This is a genomic window from Streptomyces sp. NPDC003011, from assembly GCF_053591515.1.
Genome location: NZ_JBSFTY010000061.1, coordinates 39,238 through 56,758, shown reverse-complemented (window position 1 = coordinate 56,758; position 17,521 = coordinate 39,238). Strand labels below are relative to the sequence as shown.

The window sequence follows — 17,521 nt, the reverse complement described above, 5'->3', positions numbered from 1 at the left end:
GCCCGCGCGCGCCGTCCGAGTTCCCGCCCGGCCCGCCCCGCCTGCCGCCTGGCCACGTACAGCGGGTAACTGCCCTCCAGCACCCGCAGTTCCGGCGCCACGGACAGGCCGGCCGGCTTGTGCCTGCGGAACATCTCGGCCGTACGGCGGAAGAACTCGGCCTTGGCGGACGGCGGCAGCCGGTCCGGCTTGGCGAGGATGTCCAGACAGTGCACGCCCATCTTGGCGTGCAGGACGCCGCGCCAGCCCGCGAGCTGGGGGCGGGAGTCGACGAACGCGAAGACCCGCTCGTACTGGTCGTGGATGTCGAAGTGCTTGCGGCTGGTGGTGGACAGGATGTTGCCCTGGCGGCGCTGCCGGTAGTTCAGGCAGATCCGGTCGAGGGTGGCGATCCGCGAGGCGCTCAGCAGGACCGGGAACGTCCAGGGCGTGTCCTCGTAGTAGCCGGGCGGGAAGGTGAAGCCCTCACGCTCGACGAAGTCGCGGCGGTAGACCTTGTTCCACACGACCATCAGCAGGTCCAGGACCTCCGGGCGGTCGGCGACCGTGAAGGTGCCCTCGGAGGCCTCGGCGAGCACGTGCGCGAGGACGTTGCGACGGGTGCCGCCCCACCAATAGGTGCGCGCGTAGTCGAAGACCAGCACGTCCGGGTCGGACGTCTCCGTCAGCCGGTCGGCCAGCGCGCGCAGCGCTCCTTGGGTGAGGGTGTCGTCACTGTCCAGGAAGAGGAGGAAGTCGCCGGTGGCGTGCGGCAGTCCGGCGTTGCGGGCGCGGCCGAGCCCGACGTTCTCGGGCAGGTGCAGCACCCGGACGCGCGCGTCGCGGGCCGCGTACTCGTCGAGGATCGCGCCGCAGCCGTCCGGCGAGCGGTCGTCCACGGCGATCACCTCGATGTCCGGGTAGGACTGCTGAAGGACCGAGTCGAGGCACTCGCGCAGAAAGCCCTGCACCTTGAAGACGGGCACGATGATGCTGAAGCGGGGCACTGCGGGGTCAGCTCCTTACGAGGGTGGCGGCGGCGGGGGCCGGGACGCGCTCCGCGAGCGGGAGCACGGGCGGGATCGCCTCCGGCGGCTCGCCGAGGAACACCCGGCGCACCACCCGCTCGGCGGCGCGGCCGTCGTCGAACTGGCAGAAACGCTCCCGGAAGCGGGCCCGCAGCGCGGCCGACCCGGCTCCCGCGTACGAGCCGTCGCGGAACACCCGCGCCAGCTCCTCGGGCGTGCGGGCCACCGGGCCGGGCGGGGCGGCCATGAGGTCGAAGTAGACGCCCCGGGTCTCCCGGTAGACCTCCCAGTCGTCGGCGTACACGACGAGGGGACGGTCCAGGTTGGCGTAGTCGAACATGATCGACGAGTAGTCGGTGACCAGCGCGTCGGCGGCCAGGCAGACGTCCTCGGAGGAGCGGTGCGCGGTCACGTCGATGACCCGGCCGGTGCTCTTCTTCCCGCCCCGGTCGTAGAAGTAGTGGGCGCGCAGGAGCACCACCACGTCCTCGCCGGCCTGTTCGCAGAAGGCCTCCAGGTCCAGGCCCGGCGCGAAGCCGGTGTGGTGGTCGCGGTGGGTGGGCGCGTACAGGACGGCCGTCGCGCCCTCCGGGACGCCCAGCTCCTCGCGGATCCGGGCCACGTCGCCCGCGGTCGCCGTGTAGTACACGTCGTTGCGCGGATAGCCGTACTCCAGGTGCTCGTACGCGCCCGGGAAGGCGCGCTCCCACACTTGCGTGGAGTGGCGGTTGGCGGAGAGGTTGTAGTCCCAGCGGTCCACGCGGCCCAGCAGCCTGGTGAAGCTGCCGGTCGCGGCGGCCACCACCGGATACGTCGACTGGTCGACGCCCATCTTCTTGAGCGGGGTGCCGTGCTGGGTCTGGAGGTGCACGCTGCCGGGACGCTTGACCACGCCCTCCGCGAAGTTGGCGTTGTTGACCAGGTACGTGGCGCGGGCCAGCACCTCCCAGTACCGGTGGCTGCCGATGACGGCGTACTCGATCCCCTCCGGCAGGGTGTGCGCCTGGTCGGCCTCGACCAGGAACACCGGGCGGATGTGCGGGGCGAGTTCACGGGCCTTGGCGTGGATCGCGGCCGGATTGCAGGCGTAACCGCGGCCCCAGTAGGCGCAGTACACGGCGAGACGGGGGTCGAGGGGGCGGCGCAGATGGTGCTGGTACAGCAGGCGGGTGCGGAGCATGCGCGGGCGCGGGAGGGCCTGGACCGCCTTCACCGCCCGCTGGTTGGTGCCGCGCAGGGCCCGGAAGGCGGCGTACGCCCCGGTCGCCAGCAGCCGGTGCTGCACGCCCAGGCTGCCGCCCGGCGCCCGGAACCCGGCGGGGCGGTGCCGCCGGTAGAGCGCGCTCGCCCGGCGGAAGTAGGCGCGGCGCCGCGCGGGCAGGCGGCGCGGCTGGGCGGCCGTCTTCAGCACGACGGCGAAGAGCTGCTCGAACAGCTGGTGCAGCCGCTGTCCGGCCAGACCCTGCCCGGCCGCCCGCGTGAGCACCAGCTCGGCCTGGTCCAGCAGGTCGAAGTGGTGCTCGCCGGGCAGCGCGAGGCGGCTGCCCTGCCGGCGCACCAGATGCCGGACGACGACCGTGCGCAGCACCGCCACCCGCTCGGCGGCCAGGGTGCTCAGAGCGCCGAATCCCACGTCGGTGAAGTGGCCGTCGGGGAAGGCGAGCCGGTGTCCGGTGACGAAGGCGCGCCGGTGGGCCGCGCTCCACGCCGGGAGCTGGACACCGGTCAGCCGCGGGGCCTCGTCGGGGGAGAAGGCCGCCCGGGGGGTCCCCGCCAGGACCGGCGCCGCCGGGTTGGCCGGCTCGCCCTCCCACCACGGCATCCGCTCGTGCTCGAAATACAGCACGTCCACGTCACCGGTCTGCGCGAGCCGTGCGTCCAGCGCCGCCAGCGCGCCCGGCACGAGGACGTCGTCACCGTCGAGGAACAGCAGATACGCGCCGGTCGCCGCCCGCGTCCCGGTGTTGCGGGCCCCCGCGAGGCCCGCCGACGGCGGTGAGTGCACCGGGGCCACCCGGGAGTCCCGGCGGGTGTACCCGGCGACGACGTCCGACGCGGGGGAGCCGGGCGCGTCACAGACCGGGATCAGCTCGAAGTCGCCGAAGGACTGGGCGAGGACCGAGTCCAGCGCCTGGGACAGGCGGCCCACGACCCCATGGGACGGGACGATGATGCTGAAGCGGGGCATTCTGCTCTTTCTGTCGGGTTTCCCGGAGTGGTCACGGTTCGCTCCCCGGTGCGCCGGGGAGCCGGGCGGCTCACCCGCCGCGGCGGCCCGGCCGGCCCGTCGGACGCCAGGTGTTCGGCCGGGTCGGAGTGGGCCGCGAGGGGCTGGAGGGCATACGGACTCCCCGGGAGGTGGGAACGGTGTTCAGACGCGGTCGGCGACGGTCGGGGGACCGGCCGGCTGCGGCACGGTGGCGAGCGGGGAGCGCGCGAAGGCCGCGGCGGCCGACGGCACCGGCCGGCGCGCGGCGAGCGGGACGACCGGCGGCAGCTCCGTCTCCCCGAGCACCACCTGCCGCACGACCCGCTCGGCGGCGCGTCCGTCGTCGTACGGGCAGAAACGCTCGCGGAACGCCGCGCGCAGCTGGGCGGAGCGTGAGCCGCGCCAGTGGCCGGTGGCGAAGATGTCGATCAGCTCGTCCTCGCTGCGAGCGACCGCGCCCGGCGGGAAGGACCGCAGGTCGAAGTAGGTGCCGCGGGCCGCCTCGTACGCCTGCGGGTCGTCGGCGTGGATCACGATCGGCCGGTCCAGGCCGGCGTAGTCGAACATGATCGACGAGTAGTCGGTGACCAGGGCGTCCGAGGCGAGGCACAGCTGCTCGACGCTCGGATGGCCGGTGACGTCGACCACCCGGGCCGATCCGTGGCCCTGCTGGGTCAGGGGGCCGCCGTGGACGGGGTGGGCGCGGGCCAGGACGGTGAAGCGGGGGCCGAGGCGGCGCACCACGCGGTCCAGGTCCAGGGACGGGCACTGGGTGCGGCGGTAGTCCCGGTGGGTGGGCGCGTACAGGATCGCGACCGTGCCCTCGGGGATGCCGAGGCACGCGCGCAGCCGGGCCACGTCCGCCGGGGTCGCCTGCTGGAAGACGTCGTTGCGGGGCTGGCCGTGGACGAGCGTGGTGTAGCCGCCGGGGAGGACGCGCTCCCAGGTGAGGGTGGAGTGGCGGTTGGCCGACAGGACGTAGTCCCACTGGTCGACGCCGCGCAGGAGCGCGGCGAAGTCCGTGCCGCGCGCGGCCGCCGGGCGCTCCTGGAGGTCGAGGCCCATGTGCTTGAGCGGAGTGCCCTGCTGGGTCTGGACCAAAACCTGGCCGGGGCGCTTGACCAGGTGCGGGTCGAAGTCGGTGTTGCTCACCAGGTACGTGGAACGGGCGAGCGCCGTCCAGTAGGCGGCCGAGCCGGGGGTGACCCGGCGGGTGGCGGTCGGGATGGTGTGGTGGTGCTCGGGGCGGGCGATCCACGCCGTGCGGATGTGCGGGGCGTGGGTGCGGAACGCGGTCTCCAGCGCGCCCGGGTTGCAGCCGTGACCGCGGCCCCCGGACGCGGCGAAGACGGCGCGGTCGGCGCGCAGGGGAAGGAGCCGCTGCACGCGGTAGTGCAGCCGCAGCGCGGCGGTCCGGCCCGCCCCGAGCAGGCGGACGAGGACCTTGACGCCACGGCGGCGCACGGCCGTGGTCAGCCGCAGCGCGCGGTACGTGCGGTGCAGGCCCAGCCGGACGAGGGCGTGCCGCAGGCGGGCCCGGACGGGGACGGGGTGGCCGGGGGCACGGTAGCGGCGGCAGTGCGCGCGGGCGGCGCGCAGGAACTCGGCCCGGCACTGTCGCGGCAGCCGCTCGCGGCGGGCGAACACCGTCACCAGGTGGTCGACCATCCGGCGGAACAGCACCGGCCGCCAGCGCGCCAGTTCGGGGTGGCGCTCGACGTACGCGAAGACCCGGTCGTACTGCTCGAAGACGTCGAAGTGGCGGCGGCTGGTGGTGCCGAGGATGCTGCCCCGCCGGCGCTGCCGGTAGTGCACGCACACCCGGTCGAGGGTCGCGAGGGACTCCGCCGTCATCAGGACCGGGTACGTCCACGGCGTGTCCTCGTAGAAGCCGGGCGGAAACGCGAAGCCCGCGCGCTCGACGAACTCCCGCCGGTACGCCTTGTTCCAGGCCACCATCAGCACGTGCAGCAGCCCCGGCCGGTCCTCCAGCCGGAACGGCGCCGGGCCCCGCTCGGTGAGCTGGACGGCCGCCTGGTTGCGGACGGTGCGGCCCGACCAGTAGGCGCGCGCGTAGTCGTAGACCAGGACGTCCGGCTCGTCCGTCTCCTTCAGCCGGTCGGCGATCGCCCGCAGCGCGTCGGGGGTGAGGGTGTCGTCACCGTCCAGGAAGACCAGGTAGTCGCCGCTCGCCTCGCGCATCCCCGCGTTGCGGGCACCGCCCAGGCCCTGGTTCTCCGGCAGGTGCACCGGCCGCACGCGCGGATCGCGGGCCGCGAACTCGTCGATGATCGCGCCGCAGGCGTCCGGCGAGCGGTCGTCGACCGCGATCAGCTCCAGATCCGGATACGACTGGGACAGCACCGATTCCAGGCACTCGTGCAGATACGCCTGGACCTGGTACGCGGGGACGATGACACTGAACCGGGGCACGGGACATCCATGGGTCGGCGCGGGAGTTCTGCCCGGGAACGGCCAATGGAGTGACTTGGTTACGGTCGGTGTGGCATACGGGGGACACCGCGCGAACGCCAGGGGGCGGACCGCTGCCGGCCCGCCCCCTGTGAATCTCCTTGCCGTACGGGTTACTTGACCGCGCCCGCCATCACACCGGAGACGAACTGCCGCTGGAACGCGAAGAACACGGCCAGCGGGATCACCATCGAGATGAACGCGCCGGGCGCCAGGACGTCGATGTTGTTGCCGAACTGGCGTACCTGTGTCTGCAGGGCGACCGTGATCGGCTGGCTGTCGGCGTTGGAGAACACCAGCGCGATCAGCATGTCGTTCCACACCCACAGGAACTGGAAGATGCCCAGGCTCGCGATCGCGGGCCCGCCGAGCGGCATCACGACCCGTGCGAACAGGCGCAGTTCACCGGCGCCGTCGAGCCGGGCCGCCTCCAGCAGCTCCTTGGGGATCTCCGCGAAGAAGTTCCGCAGCAGGAACACCGCGAAGGGCAGACCGAAGCCCGTGTGGAACAGGACCACGCCGAAGATCGAGCCGAACAGGCCGAGCTTGCCGAACAGTTCGGCGATCGGGATGAGCGCCACCTGCACCGGCACGACCAGCAGGCCGACCACGCCCAGGAACCACCAGTCGCGGCCCGGGAACTCCATCCACGCGAACGCGTAGCCCGCGAGCGCGCCGATGACGACGACCAGGAGGGTCGCCGGCACCGTGATCAGCGCGGTGTTGACCAGCGAGTTGGTGATGTCGCTGTTCTGCAGGAGCTTGTCGTAGCTCTCGAAGGTGAGTTGGGACGGCTCGCTGAAGACGTCCCACCAGCCGCTGACCGTCATCTCCTTCGGGGGCCGCAGCGAGGACAGCAGCAGTCCGAACGTCGGGACCAGCCAGAACAGGCCGACGACGATGAGGAAGAACTGCACCAGACCGCCGCTGACGCGCTCCGCGAGGCGTGCGCCGAGGGACCGCTTCGGCTTCACGCTCTCGGCCGGCGCCGCCTTGGTGGGCCGGTCGGCCTGTGTGGTCATCGCCGCACCTCCCGCTTGAGCCTGCGGATGTTGAACCACATCACCGGGATGACCAGCAGCAGCAGGAACACCGAGATGGCGCTCGCGACGCCCGGCTGGTCCTCGGAGAAGCCCTTGCGGTACAGCTCCAGCGCGAGGACGTTCGCGTCGTCCTGCGAGGAGCCCGGGGCGATGATGAAGACCAGGTCGAAGATCTTCAGAACGTTGATCATCAGGGTGACGGCGACGACCGCGAGGACCGGCGCGAGGAGGGGGACCGTGACCCTCCGGAACACCTGCCACTCGTTGGCACCGTCGACGCGGGCCGCTTCCAGGAGTTCCCGGGGCATCCCGGCCAGCCCGGCCGCGATCAGCACCATCGCGAACCCCGCCCACATCCAGATGTACGACCCGATGATCGCGGGGGTGACGAGGGACGGGCCGAGCCAGTCCAGGCCGTTGTAGGGCTCCTTGAAGTTGCTCGCGGGCAGCCGGAGCTGGGCTCCGTCGGCCTTGTCCGACAGGGTGAAGGTGCCGTCGGCGGCGGCCTTCGTGGACTCCACGACCTTGCCGTCCCTGACCGCCTCGATCCTCATGCCGGGGTAGCCGAGCTCGGACGCGTCGGGTGCGCCGAGCGTGCCGACGCCCTTGCCGCGGGTGAAGTCCTGCCAGGTCGTCCCGGTGATCTTCCCCGGGTCGGCCCGCGGCGCGGCGGCCGGTTCCGCGTCGCCGGGCATCTGGTCCGGGGCGACGCCCACCAGGGGCAGGGTCACGGTGTCGCCGGCGCGGACGGGCTCCCTGGTGATGAAGCTCCCTCCTTGCGCCGTGAGCGGCGAGTCCCGGCCTGGGTGCGCCTTCGGGAACGCGGACGCCTCGGCGAAGGTGTCGTGGACGCCCACCCACACCGCGTTGGCGACGCCCTTGTCCGGGTCCTGGTCGTAGACCAGGCGGAAGATGATCCCCGCCGCCAGCATCGAGATCGCCATCGGCATGAAGACGACCAGCTTGAACGCCGTGCCCCAGCGCACCCGTTCGGTCAGCACCGCGAAGATCAGTCCGAGCGCGGTGGCGACCGTGGGGGCGAAGACCACCCAGATGATGTTGTTCTTGAGCGCGGTGCGGATGCCGTCGTCGGTGAACAGGGCCTCGTAGTTGTCGAATCCGGCGAAGCCGTCACCGGACTGGTCGTAGAAACTGCGGACGACCGAGTACCCGATCGGGTAGACCACGAGCGCGCCCAGCAGCACGAGAGCGGGCAGCAGGAACAGCGCTGCCACGGTCTTGCGGGTACTGGTCACGCTCTTGCGCGACTTGGGGGCGACGGGGCCCGGAGGGGCCCCTGCCGCCGCGGTGGACGCCATCGCGTCAGCCCCCGTAGGCGGCCGCCGCGTCGGCCTCCAGCTTCGCCTGGGTGCCCGCGATGTCCTTCGGGTTCTTCAGGAAGTCCTGCAGGGCCTTCCACTCGCCCTTGCCGGGCGTGCCGCCGAAGGCCTGCGGGGCCTGGTCGGACATGTCGAAGCGGAAGTCGTCACCGGCCGCGATGAGCGCCTTGGCCATCTTCTGCTGCACCGCGTTCGGGTACGCCGAGTCCGGCACGTTCTTGTTCGGCGAGAGGTAGCCGCCGAGCTTCGCCTGGATGGTCGCCGCGTCCGGGGAGGCCAGGAAGGTGACCAGGGCCTGCGCCGCCTCGGAGTCCTTGAGGATCACCGCCGCGTCACCGCCGGAGACCACGGGCGCCTTGTCGCCCACGGCCGGGAACGGGAACACCTTCGCGTCCGTGCCGACCTTCGCACCGGCCTGGACGATGTTGACCTGCGCGAAGTCGCCCTCGTAGACCATCCCCGCCTTGGGCTGGTCACCACCGGTGAAGGTCTGCGTCACCGAGGCCGGGAAGTCCGTCTGCAGCGCGCCGGTCGCACCGCCCGCGACATAGTCCTTCTTGCCCCAGACCTCGGCCAGCGTGGCCAGCGCGTCCTTCACGGACGGGTCGGTCCACTTGATCTCGTGCTGGGCCAGCTGGTCGTACTTCTCCGGTCCGGCCTGGGAGAGATAGATGTTCTCGAACCAGTCCGTCAGGGTCCAGCCCTCGGCGCCGCCGACGGAGAAGGGGGTGACCCCGGAGTCGTAGACCGTCTGCGCGGTGGTGAGCAGCTCGTCCCAGGTCTTGGGTTCGGTGGCCCCCGCGTTCTCGAAGACCTGGGCGTTGTACCAGATCAGAGACTTGTTGGCGGCCTTGTAGTAGACGCCGTACTGCTTGCCGTCCACCGTGCCGATGTCCTGCCAGCCCTGCGAGTAGTTCTTGGCCAGCTCCGCCTGGGCCTCGGTGCCGAGCGGCTTGGCCCACTTCTTGTCGACGGCCTGCTTGATGGCCCCGGGCTGCGGGAGCATCGCCACGTCCGGCGGCTGACCGCCCGCGATCTTCGACCCGAGGAAGTTGACGATCGGGTCCTGCGCGGGCACGAAGGTCACCTTGGCGCCCGTGCGCTTCTCGAACTCCGCCAACACCTTCTTGAAGTTGGCCTGTTCGGCGCCCGACCAGACGGCGGCGACCTCCAGGCTCTTGCCGTTCAGTTTCGGCAGGGTGACGGTGGAGGCGGTCTCCGTGCCGCCCGTCGCGCCGCTGTCGCTGCCCTTTTCGTCATCGCCTCCGCAGCTTGTGAGCGCGAGCGCGAGGGTTCCCGCGACGACGGCGGCCGCCGTTTTCGCGGCCCTGGTCCGGTGTGTCCGGATGATGTTGCTCCTGCTGTGCATCACTGCCCCGTTCTTGGTGCCTCGTCGAACGTTCGAGCGCTGTCCCGTGCGCTCTGGTCTACGCCCGGTGGGTTGGGGGCGGCAAGAGCGCGTCCGCTGTCAAGTGGGTGATCGTGATCCCCCTGTGACCAGGTACCCCGCGGCGGTGGCGCCCTCGCCGGGAGCCCGCTGCCCCCGGACCCCTGCTATCGGCCCCTGCGGCCTCGTCCTCAAGCACCGGACGGGCCGGGAGATGCCGGACATGGGCCGAAAGGGTGGCGGTCTCTACAGGAGTGACGGCACCTCGGTGGCCGCGACTTCGCGGGCCGCCCGCTCCAACGCGCTGGCCAGCAGGGCCAGGTCCGTGGGGCCGTTGCCCAGTTCGCGTACGGGGCGGCGGGCCGGGGGATCGCCCATGCGTTCCCACTCCAGGGGGACCACCGTCGGGCGCAGGGTCGCCGTACGGGGGATGCGGCCGGTGACCCGGCCGCCCTGGAAGACGGTGGTCCGGCCGTCCGCCCAGGTCAGGCGGCCACGCCCCGGCGCCGGTTCGTCCGGGCCGGGGGCCGGGGCGTCGAGGGTGACGCGCAGGGTGGCCCGTCTCGCCGGTTCCGACTGGGCCGTGCGGCCGCCGACACCGGCCGCGGCCACCAGGTGCACGCCGAGCCGCTCGCCCTCCCGGGCCACGGCCTCCAGCGCGCGTATCACCGAGCCGGCCGCGGGCCTGCCCGGTGAGCCCAGCGCCGGGGAGACCAGCAGGTCCAGGTCGTCGACCACGACCACGAGCCGGGGCAGCGGCGGGGCCGCCTCCGGGCGACGGCGGGCCGCCGCGGGACGCAGGCGCAGGGTGGAGCTGGGCGGACTGTCCAGGTCGCCGTCGAGGGGGGCGCCGGTCTCGGCGTTCGTCCCGGTGCCCGCCCTGGCCCCCGACCCGTTCGCGGACGCGCCGCGGGCCGTCGGGGTGCGCTGGGCGACCAGCCGGCCCGACACCTCGCGGCCGGTGTGCCACTCGGTGAACTCCAACCGCCCCAGCAACTCCGCGCGCCGCTTCAGCTCGGCGCTCAGGGACTGCGCGAACTCGCGCATCCGCACCGGGTCGTTGGCGGTGAGATGGGTGGTGACATGCGGTACGTCCGTACAGACCCGCAGGCCTTCGCCGTGCCCGCCGCTGTCCGTGCCCACGCTGTCCCGGCCGTCGATCAGGACCACGCTCAGCCGGTCGGGGCGCTCGGCGGCGGCGAGGGAGGCCACCACGGCCCGCAGCAGCTCCGTACGCCCGCTGCCCGGTGGTCCCTCGATCAGCAGGTGCGGGCCCTCGGCCGCCAGGTCCGCGCAGACCGGGCCGCGCGGTCCGGCGCCGAGCACCGCCCAGGCCCGTCCGCCCAGCGCCTCCGTGTCGTCGGCGGCGTCCGCCCAACGCGCCATCAGGGACGCCGGGGTGGCCCGGGCCAGCCCCAGCTCGTCCAGCAGACGGGCCGCCTGGGGCAGCGGGGCGGACACCCGCGGGTGCCGCTCACCGGCGGCGCCCTCCGCGCGCAACGGCGCCAGCGCCCGCGCGAAGCGCTCCGCCCAGGCGAGTGAGACGGCGTCCACCGCGGCGACGGTGCCGTGTCCGACGGGGCCGTGTCCTGGGGAGTTGGTGCCGGACGGGGGGTTGGTGCCGGACGGGGGGTTGGTGCCGGACGGGGGGTGGGTGCCGGACGGGGGGTGGGTGCCGGACGGGTTCGCCGTCGTTCCGGTACGGGAAGCGACCGGGCCGGTCCCGGACGGGTCCGCGCCGGTGCCGGACGGCTCCGGGCCGGTGCGGGCCACGCGCAGCAGCCGCAGGGCCGTCGCCACGTCCCCGCTGAGCAGGGCGACGGCACCGCAGTCCCGGAAGACCGGGGCCGCCGCGCAGGCCGCCTCGTACGTCTCCGTCACCGGAGACGCGGGCGAGGCGGGCGCCGTCTCGGCGAGGCTCACGACGTGTATTCCGGCCTGCGGGCCCTCCAGCGCCAGCCGCGCCACCGCCTCCCGCACGGCGGCGCCGCCGGGGTCGCCGTCCACGACGACCACGGTGTACGGGCCCGCGAAGCCGTCCCCGCCGGGCCCGGTCCCGTCCGGGGTGTCGTCGCCCCTGGCCCAGGACGGGCGCCGGTCCGCACCCCGGGCCGGCTGTCGCGCGTCGGCCGCGGACCTCGCTGCCGGTCGCGCCTGAGCCAGGTGGTCCTCCAAGCGGCGCAGGAGTTCGCCGGTGCGGGCCGTGGCCTGCTCGCGGTCGTAGGCGAGCAGGAGGCGGCAGTCCTGGCCGTGTCCCGGGCGCACATGGGGGAGCCAGCCCAGCCAGGCCCACTCGGCGGTGCGCTCCCGCACGGGACGGGAACGGTCCGTGCTGATCAGGACGATCTCCAGGAGGTCGGGGGAGTGCAGCGCGGCGAGCTGGGCGACGACCGCGCGGGCCAGCCCGGCGAGCCGCGCGCGCGGACCCGCCAGCCCCAGCGCCCCGGCCTCGCGCAGATCGGCGGTCACCGGCACCGCGGCCAGCAGACCCGAGCCGTCGGGCGCCGCCCGGTCGGCCGTGCCCAGCCGCACGGTGAGCGCCTCCGGATGGCCCGGGCCGCGCTCCCACAGACGCGGTCCGGGGCCCAGCGCGGTCAGCAGCAGGGCCGCCGGGTCCGGCCAGGTGTCCGGGGCCTGGGACGGCGGGGCGAAGGGCGCGGACCGTGCCGCGGCGACGGCGATGTCCTCGGGTCCGTCGTACGTCTCGCGTCCGGCCGCGTCGGGTCCGCCGCGGCCACCGGTCAGCCGGCGCGCCCACGCCGAGATCCCCCCGCGCTTGCGGACGCCCTGCGGGACGTCGGTGCCGCGGAGAGGGGTTCCTTTGCGGCGGTCGGTTCCGGAGGCGGCCACGGCGTCCGTGGCGTGGTCCGGCGCGGCGTGCCCGGCGTCCTGGCCGTGTCCGGGGCGTTGGTCGCCTCCCTGGCCGTGTCCGGGGCCCTGGCCGTGTTCCGGGCCGTCGCCCGCCCGGGTGGTGCGCGGGGCCGCTTCGGACGGGCCGCCGCGGACGCGTCCGCCGTCTCCGGTGACCGCGCTCGGCGCGCCGGCCGTCCCGGACGGTCGTCCCCCCGGTGTCCGGCCACCGTCGACGGCCGCCGCGCCGGAGAGGCCGCCGGGCGTGACCGCCCCGGAGCGGCCTTCGCGTGTCCGCCCGAGGTCTGCGGTCGCCGGGCCGAAGGCACCGCCGGTCCCGCCCGCCCCGGACCGCCCGCCGTGGGTGGCCCCGCCGGCGCCGGAGGGCGCGCCCGAGCCGTCCCGGGGGACGGCGCTCGTCCGGCCGTACGGCCGCGCTCCCCGGGTCTCGACGGGCGGCGCTCCGCCCTGGCCCGGTACCACCACCGGTGGTTCGGCGGGGCCGTGGCTTTGGGTGCCCGGGGTGCCCGGGATGCCCGGGGTGCCGGTCGAGGCGCCCCACCCCGCCGAGCCGTACCCGTGACCGGTCCGGCCGGCGGGGCCGGAAGGAGCCGGGGCAGAGGAGGCGCCGTCGGCCGCAGCCGGCCCCTCCTGCGTGCCGCCGGTCGGCACGCGCACGTGGCCCTCGCCGTCCGGGGCCGTCCGGACGCGGGCGCCCGGTCCGCCGGCCGGAGCCAGCCGCAGCGCCGACTCGCCGAGCCGCAGGAACGCGCCCGGGACGAAGCGGACCGGGCGGGCGCCCACCCGGACGCCGTCCAGCATGGTGCCGTTCGTGGAATCGAGGTCGGCGACCGAGACGTGGCCGTCGGCGGCGACCGTCACCGCGCAGTGCAGCCGGGACACGTCCGGGTCGTCGAGCGGGACGTCGGCGTCGGCGGAGCGGCCGATGTGGATCTGGCCGCCGTGCAGCAGGTGGACCCCGCCCGCGTCCGGGCCGGCGATCACATGGAGCTGGGTCGGGGCGTCGTCCAGCTCGGGGTGCGCCTCCGGTTCGCCGGGGGTGCCCAGGAACAGCACGGCGCCGTCGATCAGCGGGGGCTCGCCCAGGGTGCAGCGCTGCGCGTCGAGCCGCTCCCCGCCGGCGTACAGCACGACCGGGCCGCCGCCGCGCTCGGTGTCGCCCGCGCGCGACGTCGCCCCGTCCCCGGAGACCGCCGAGGCGAGCGCCGACGCCACCGCGGCCAGGGCGGTACCCGCGGGCGCCGTGACCAGCACGTCGCAGCTCGCGGCGCGAACCCGCGGCTGGGCGGGCCCCAGCGGGTCTACGACGGTCAGCCGGATCTGCATCGCCGTCAGCGGTCCCTTCTGCGCGGGCACCCGTGAACGAGGACGAAGCCGCCCCGCGGTCCCCCACGCGGACTTCCCCCACCGCCACGAGCACGTCGGCCAGTACTGGAGGCATCCTCGCACCTGCCACTGACAACACGCCCGCTGCCCGGCGTCACATGATCTTGATTGGTCGGCTCTGCCCGCAAAAGTGCCTGACCGGTGCCCCAGCGGTGACCGCTTGGGACCGGTCACGTCCGGGTCCGGCAACCAGCCGACCGAGCAAAGCGTCTTTCCTTCGAACAAGTACGGCAAGCGGAACGTAAGACGCACAGAAAGACGACAAGCTGCCGTCGAGCCGGCGGCACTACAGTAGGTCGGAACACAGGCAAGCAGCAGGGAGCGCATGACGTGCGGCCGGTAGGCAGCAAGTACTTCCTCGAAGAGCCGCTGGGACGCGGCGCCACGGGGACCGTCTGGCGAGCCCGCCAGCGCGAAACCGCGGGTCATGAGGCTGCTGTGCAGGGCCGGCCCGGGGAGACCGTCGCGATCAAGGTCCTCAAGGAGGAGCTCGCGAGCGATCCCGACATCGTGATGCGGTTCCTGCGGGAGCGCTCCGTCCTGCTCCGGCTGACCCACCCGAACATCGTGCGGGTGCGTGACCTGGTGGTCGAGGGCGATCTGCTCGCCCTGGTGATGGACCTCGTCGAAGGCCCCGACCTGCACCGTTACCTGCGCGAGAACGGCCCCTTCACACCCGTCGGCGCGGCCCTGGTCACCGCCCAGATCGCCGACGCGCTCGCCGCCAGCCACGCCGACGGCGTCGTCCACCGGGACCTGAAACCGGCCAACGTCCTGCTCAAGCAGTACGGCGACCAGATGCATCCGCTGCTGACCGACTTCGGCATCGCCCGACTGGCCGATTCGCCCGGACTGACTCGCACGCACGAGTTCGTCGGCACCCCCGCGTATGTCGCGCCCGAGTCCGCCGAGGGCCGCCCGCAGACCTCCGCCGTCGACATCTACGGCGCCGGCATCCTGCTGTACGAGCTGGTCACCGGCCGTCCGCCGTTCTCCGGCGGCTCCGCCCTCGAAGTCCTGCACCAGCACCTCAGCGCCGAACCGCGCCGCCCGTCCACGGTCCCCGACCCGCTGTGGACGGTCATCGAACGCTGCCTGCGCAAGAACCCGGACGAGCGGCCCAGCGCCGAGAACCTCGCCCGCGGCCTGCGGACCGTCGCCGACGGCATCGGCGTGCACGCGAACTCCGCGCAGATCGCCGCGGCCGAGGGCGTCGGCGCGCTGCTGGCGCCCGACCCGGCTCCGGCGGCCGTCCCGGGCATGCCCGGCGCCGCCGACCCGACGCAGGTGCTGCCGCACGGCGCGGGCGCCTACGACCCGAACGGCGCCACCAGCGTCCTGCCGCACACCTCCGGCCCCGGCGGCCCGGCGGGCGCCGCCGACCCCACCGCTGTCCTCCCGAACCGGGGCGCGGCCGACCCGACGGCCGTCATGCCGCCGGTGCCGCCCGGACAGCCGGGACAGCCGGGACAGCCGGGTCAGCAGCCCGGACAGTCCGGTGGGCCCGAGGATCCGCACCCCTGGCAGAACCAGCTGCGCGCCGCCCGCGACCGCAACGAGCAGACGCAGGTGCAGTACCTCGACCCGAACGAGGACCCGCTGCGCCGCCGCCCCCAGCGGCAGGTCGCCCGCCCGCAGCAGCGCCCGCAACAACGCCCGCAGCAGCGCCCGCAGCAGTCCGGCTACGGGCAGCCGCAGCAGGGTGGTTACGGCTACCCCCAGCAGCATCAGCCGCAGCAGCAGCCCCGGCAGCAGCCGCAGCCGCAGCGGTACTCGCCGCCGCCCGTTCCGCAGGAACCGCGGCGGCCCGCGCGCGAGCCCCGCCAGCGCAGCGCCAACCGGATGAGGATCCCGGGCCTGGGCTGCCTCAAGGGCTGCCTGTTCACGCTCGTCATCCTGTTCGTCGCCAGCTGGCTGGTCTGGGAGCTGAGCCCGCTCCAGGACTGGATCGGCACGGGCAAGGGCTACTGGGAACAGCTCAGCGACTGGTTCGGCACCGTGACCGGATTCATCGAGGACCTGGGCGGGAGCTCCTCCTCCGGGCAGTAGCGGCCTCCCTCGCGACGGCGAGGTTGGGGATTTGTCGACACCTGGCGGGTGATTTCCGTCTCCGCGGTGAAGGTTGGCTCTTCCGGCGCGTAGTTTTGTCGGCAACACGCGTCTGTAGGAGCAGCCTTGGCACGGAAGATCGGCAGCCGGTACACCGCTCACCAGATCCTGGGGCGGGGCAGTGCCGGCACGGTGTGGCTGGGCGAGGGACCCGACGGGCCCGTCGCTGTCAAGCTGCTGCGCGAGGACCTCGCGTCGGACCAGGAGCTCGTCGGACGCTTCGTGCAGGAGCGCACGGCGCTGCTCGGCCTGGAGCACCCGAACGTGGTCTCCGTACGCGACCTGGTGGTCGACGGCAACGACCTCGCGCTGGTCATGGACCTGGTCCGGGGCACGGACCTGCGGACCCGGCTCGACCGGGACAAGCGGCTCTCCCCGGAGGCGGCGGCCGCCATCGTGGCGGACGTGGCGGACGGGCTGGCCGCGGCGCACGCGGCCGGGGTCGTGCACCGCGACGTCAAGCCGGAGAACGTCCTGCTGGACATGCAGGGCCCGCTCGGTCCGGGCGGCTCCCACCCGGCCCTGCTGACCGACTTCGGGGTGGCGAAGCTGATCGACTCGCCGAGGCGGACGCGCGCGACGAAGATCATCGGTACGCCGGACTATCTGGCGCCGGAGATCGTCGAGGGCCTGCCGCCGCGGGCCTCGGTGGACATCTACGCCCTCGCGACCGTCCTGTACGAGCTGCTGGCGGGCTTCACGCCGTTCGGCGGGGGGCATCCCGGCGCGGTGCTGCGCCGCCACGTCACGGAGACGGTCGTCCCGCTTCCCGGCATCCCGGACGAGCTGTGGCAGCTGCTCGTGCAGTGCCTGGCCAAGGCGCCGGCCTCCCGGCTGCGCGCCTCCGAGCTGGGGGCGCGGCTGCGGGAGCTGCTGCCGATGCTGGCCGGGATGCCGCCGCTGGACGTCGACGAGCCGGACACGGAGTCGGCGCAGGACGAGCGGGAGGAACCGCCGCAGGAGCCGGCGCCCTCGGCGCGGGTACGGCGGGGAGCGGTGCCGCTGGTGCCGGGCGCGAAGCCGGCCGACTCCAACCGGGACACGCACACGTCGATGCGGGTGCCGGGGCCGGACGAGCTGGCGGGGGGTGCGCGGGGGACCGCACGGGCACCCCGGGCGTCCGGCGCACCCCGGCCGGGATCGGCCCGGCACCGGGCGGCCACGCGGCGGCGGCGTGTGGTGCTGGGGGTGGCGGCGGTGGTCCTGGTGGCCGCGGCGGGGGTCGGCACGTGGGTGGCGACCTCGGGAGACGACGCCGGCGCCACCCCCCAGGACCAGAACAACTCGTCCCCGGCGACCCCCTGACCCCGCCAAGGGGCTCCGCCCCTGACCCCGCCAGGGGGCTCCGCCCCCTGGACCCCCGGCCTATGCCCACCCACCACCCGACTCGGTCGGTCATGAAGTGACCCGCTGCGGGGCTGGCTCGGGCGGTCGGGAAGTGACTGGTCGCGGAGCTGGCTGGCTCGGTCGGTCGGGAAGTGACTGGTCGCGGGGCTGGCTGGCTCGGTCGGTCGGGGAGTGACCGGTCGTGAGGGCTGGCTCGGGTGGATGGTGAGTGATCGGTCGTGGGGGGCTGGCTCGGGTGGTCGGGGGAACGGAGCCGTCGTGGCCCTTCCCGGTCGGCCGTGGGAGCTGGAGCGGAGCTCCCGGGAGGGCGGGTGGGCCGTGGTCGTCGGAGTTGCCGCTTGGCGGAGCCG

General features: G+C 73.9%; 9 protein-coding genes. 2 read left to right on the top strand and 7 right to left on the bottom strand.

Annotation, left to right across the window (positions count from 1 at the left end):
* The 7 genes from ACWD0J_RS28310 to ACWD0J_RS28280 all read right to left on the bottom strand — a co-directional run.
* On the bottom strand, positions 1-986 hold a 986-nt coding region (locus ACWD0J_RS28310), incomplete at its 3' end, for a glycosyltransferase family 2 protein (RefSeq protein WP_451498671.1).
* Positions 987-993: 7 nt separating this feature from the next.
* Positions 994-3,195 carry a bifunctional glycosyltransferase family 2 protein/CDP-glycerol:glycerophosphate glycerophosphotransferase gene (locus ACWD0J_RS28305; RefSeq protein ID WP_451498670.1) on the bottom strand — a complete coding sequence of 734 codons (2,202 nt, stop codon included), beginning with the start codon at positions 3,193-3,195 and terminating at the stop codon, positions 994-996.
* 183 nt (positions 3,196-3,378) lie between these two features.
* The gene (locus ACWD0J_RS28300; RefSeq protein WP_451498669.1) at positions 3,379-5,649 is read right to left on the bottom strand and encodes a bifunctional glycosyltransferase/CDP-glycerol:glycerophosphate glycerophosphotransferase; all 2,271 of its coding nucleotides are present in this window, start codon (positions 5,647-5,649) and stop codon (positions 3,379-3,381) included.
* A 152-nt stretch (positions 5,650-5,801) separates the two neighbouring features.
* Positions 5,802-6,710 carry a carbohydrate ABC transporter permease gene (locus ACWD0J_RS28295; RefSeq protein ID WP_451498668.1) on the bottom strand — a complete coding sequence of 303 codons (909 nt, stop codon included), beginning with the start codon at positions 6,708-6,710 and terminating at the stop codon, positions 5,802-5,804.
* Positions 6,707-8,050: a carbohydrate ABC transporter permease gene (locus ACWD0J_RS28290; RefSeq protein ID WP_451498667.1), complete on the bottom strand. Its 1,344-nt coding sequence runs from the start codon at positions 8,048-8,050 to the stop codon at positions 6,707-6,709. Before ACWD0J_RS28290 ends, ACWD0J_RS28295 begins: the two co-directional genes overlap by 4 nt.
* Before the next feature lie 4 nt (positions 8,051-8,054).
* Entirely contained in the window at positions 8,055-9,440 is a 1,386-nt protein-coding gene (locus tag ACWD0J_RS28285) for an ABC transporter substrate-binding protein (protein WP_451498666.1), read from the bottom strand.
* A gap of 264 nt (positions 9,441-9,704) precedes the next feature.
* Complete coding sequence (locus ACWD0J_RS28280) at positions 9,705-13,655, bottom strand: FtsK/SpoIIIE domain-containing protein (protein WP_451498672.1); 3,951 nt, start codon at positions 13,653-13,655, stop codon at positions 9,705-9,707.
* A 390-nt stretch (positions 13,656-14,045) separates the two neighbouring features.
* Between ACWD0J_RS28280 and ACWD0J_RS28275 the strand changes: the two genes are divergently transcribed.
* Positions 14,046-15,764 (top strand): serine/threonine-protein kinase, encoded by a 1,719-nt coding sequence (locus ACWD0J_RS28275; protein WP_451498665.1) that lies wholly within the window; start codon positions 14,046-14,048, stop codon positions 15,762-15,764.
* Positions 15,765-15,890: 126 nt separating this feature from the next.
* Positions 15,891-17,129: a serine/threonine-protein kinase gene (locus tag ACWD0J_RS28270; protein WP_451498664.1), complete on the top strand. Its 1,239-nt coding sequence runs from the start codon at positions 15,891-15,893 to the stop codon at positions 17,127-17,129.
* Positions 17,130-17,521 lie beyond the last annotated feature (392 nt).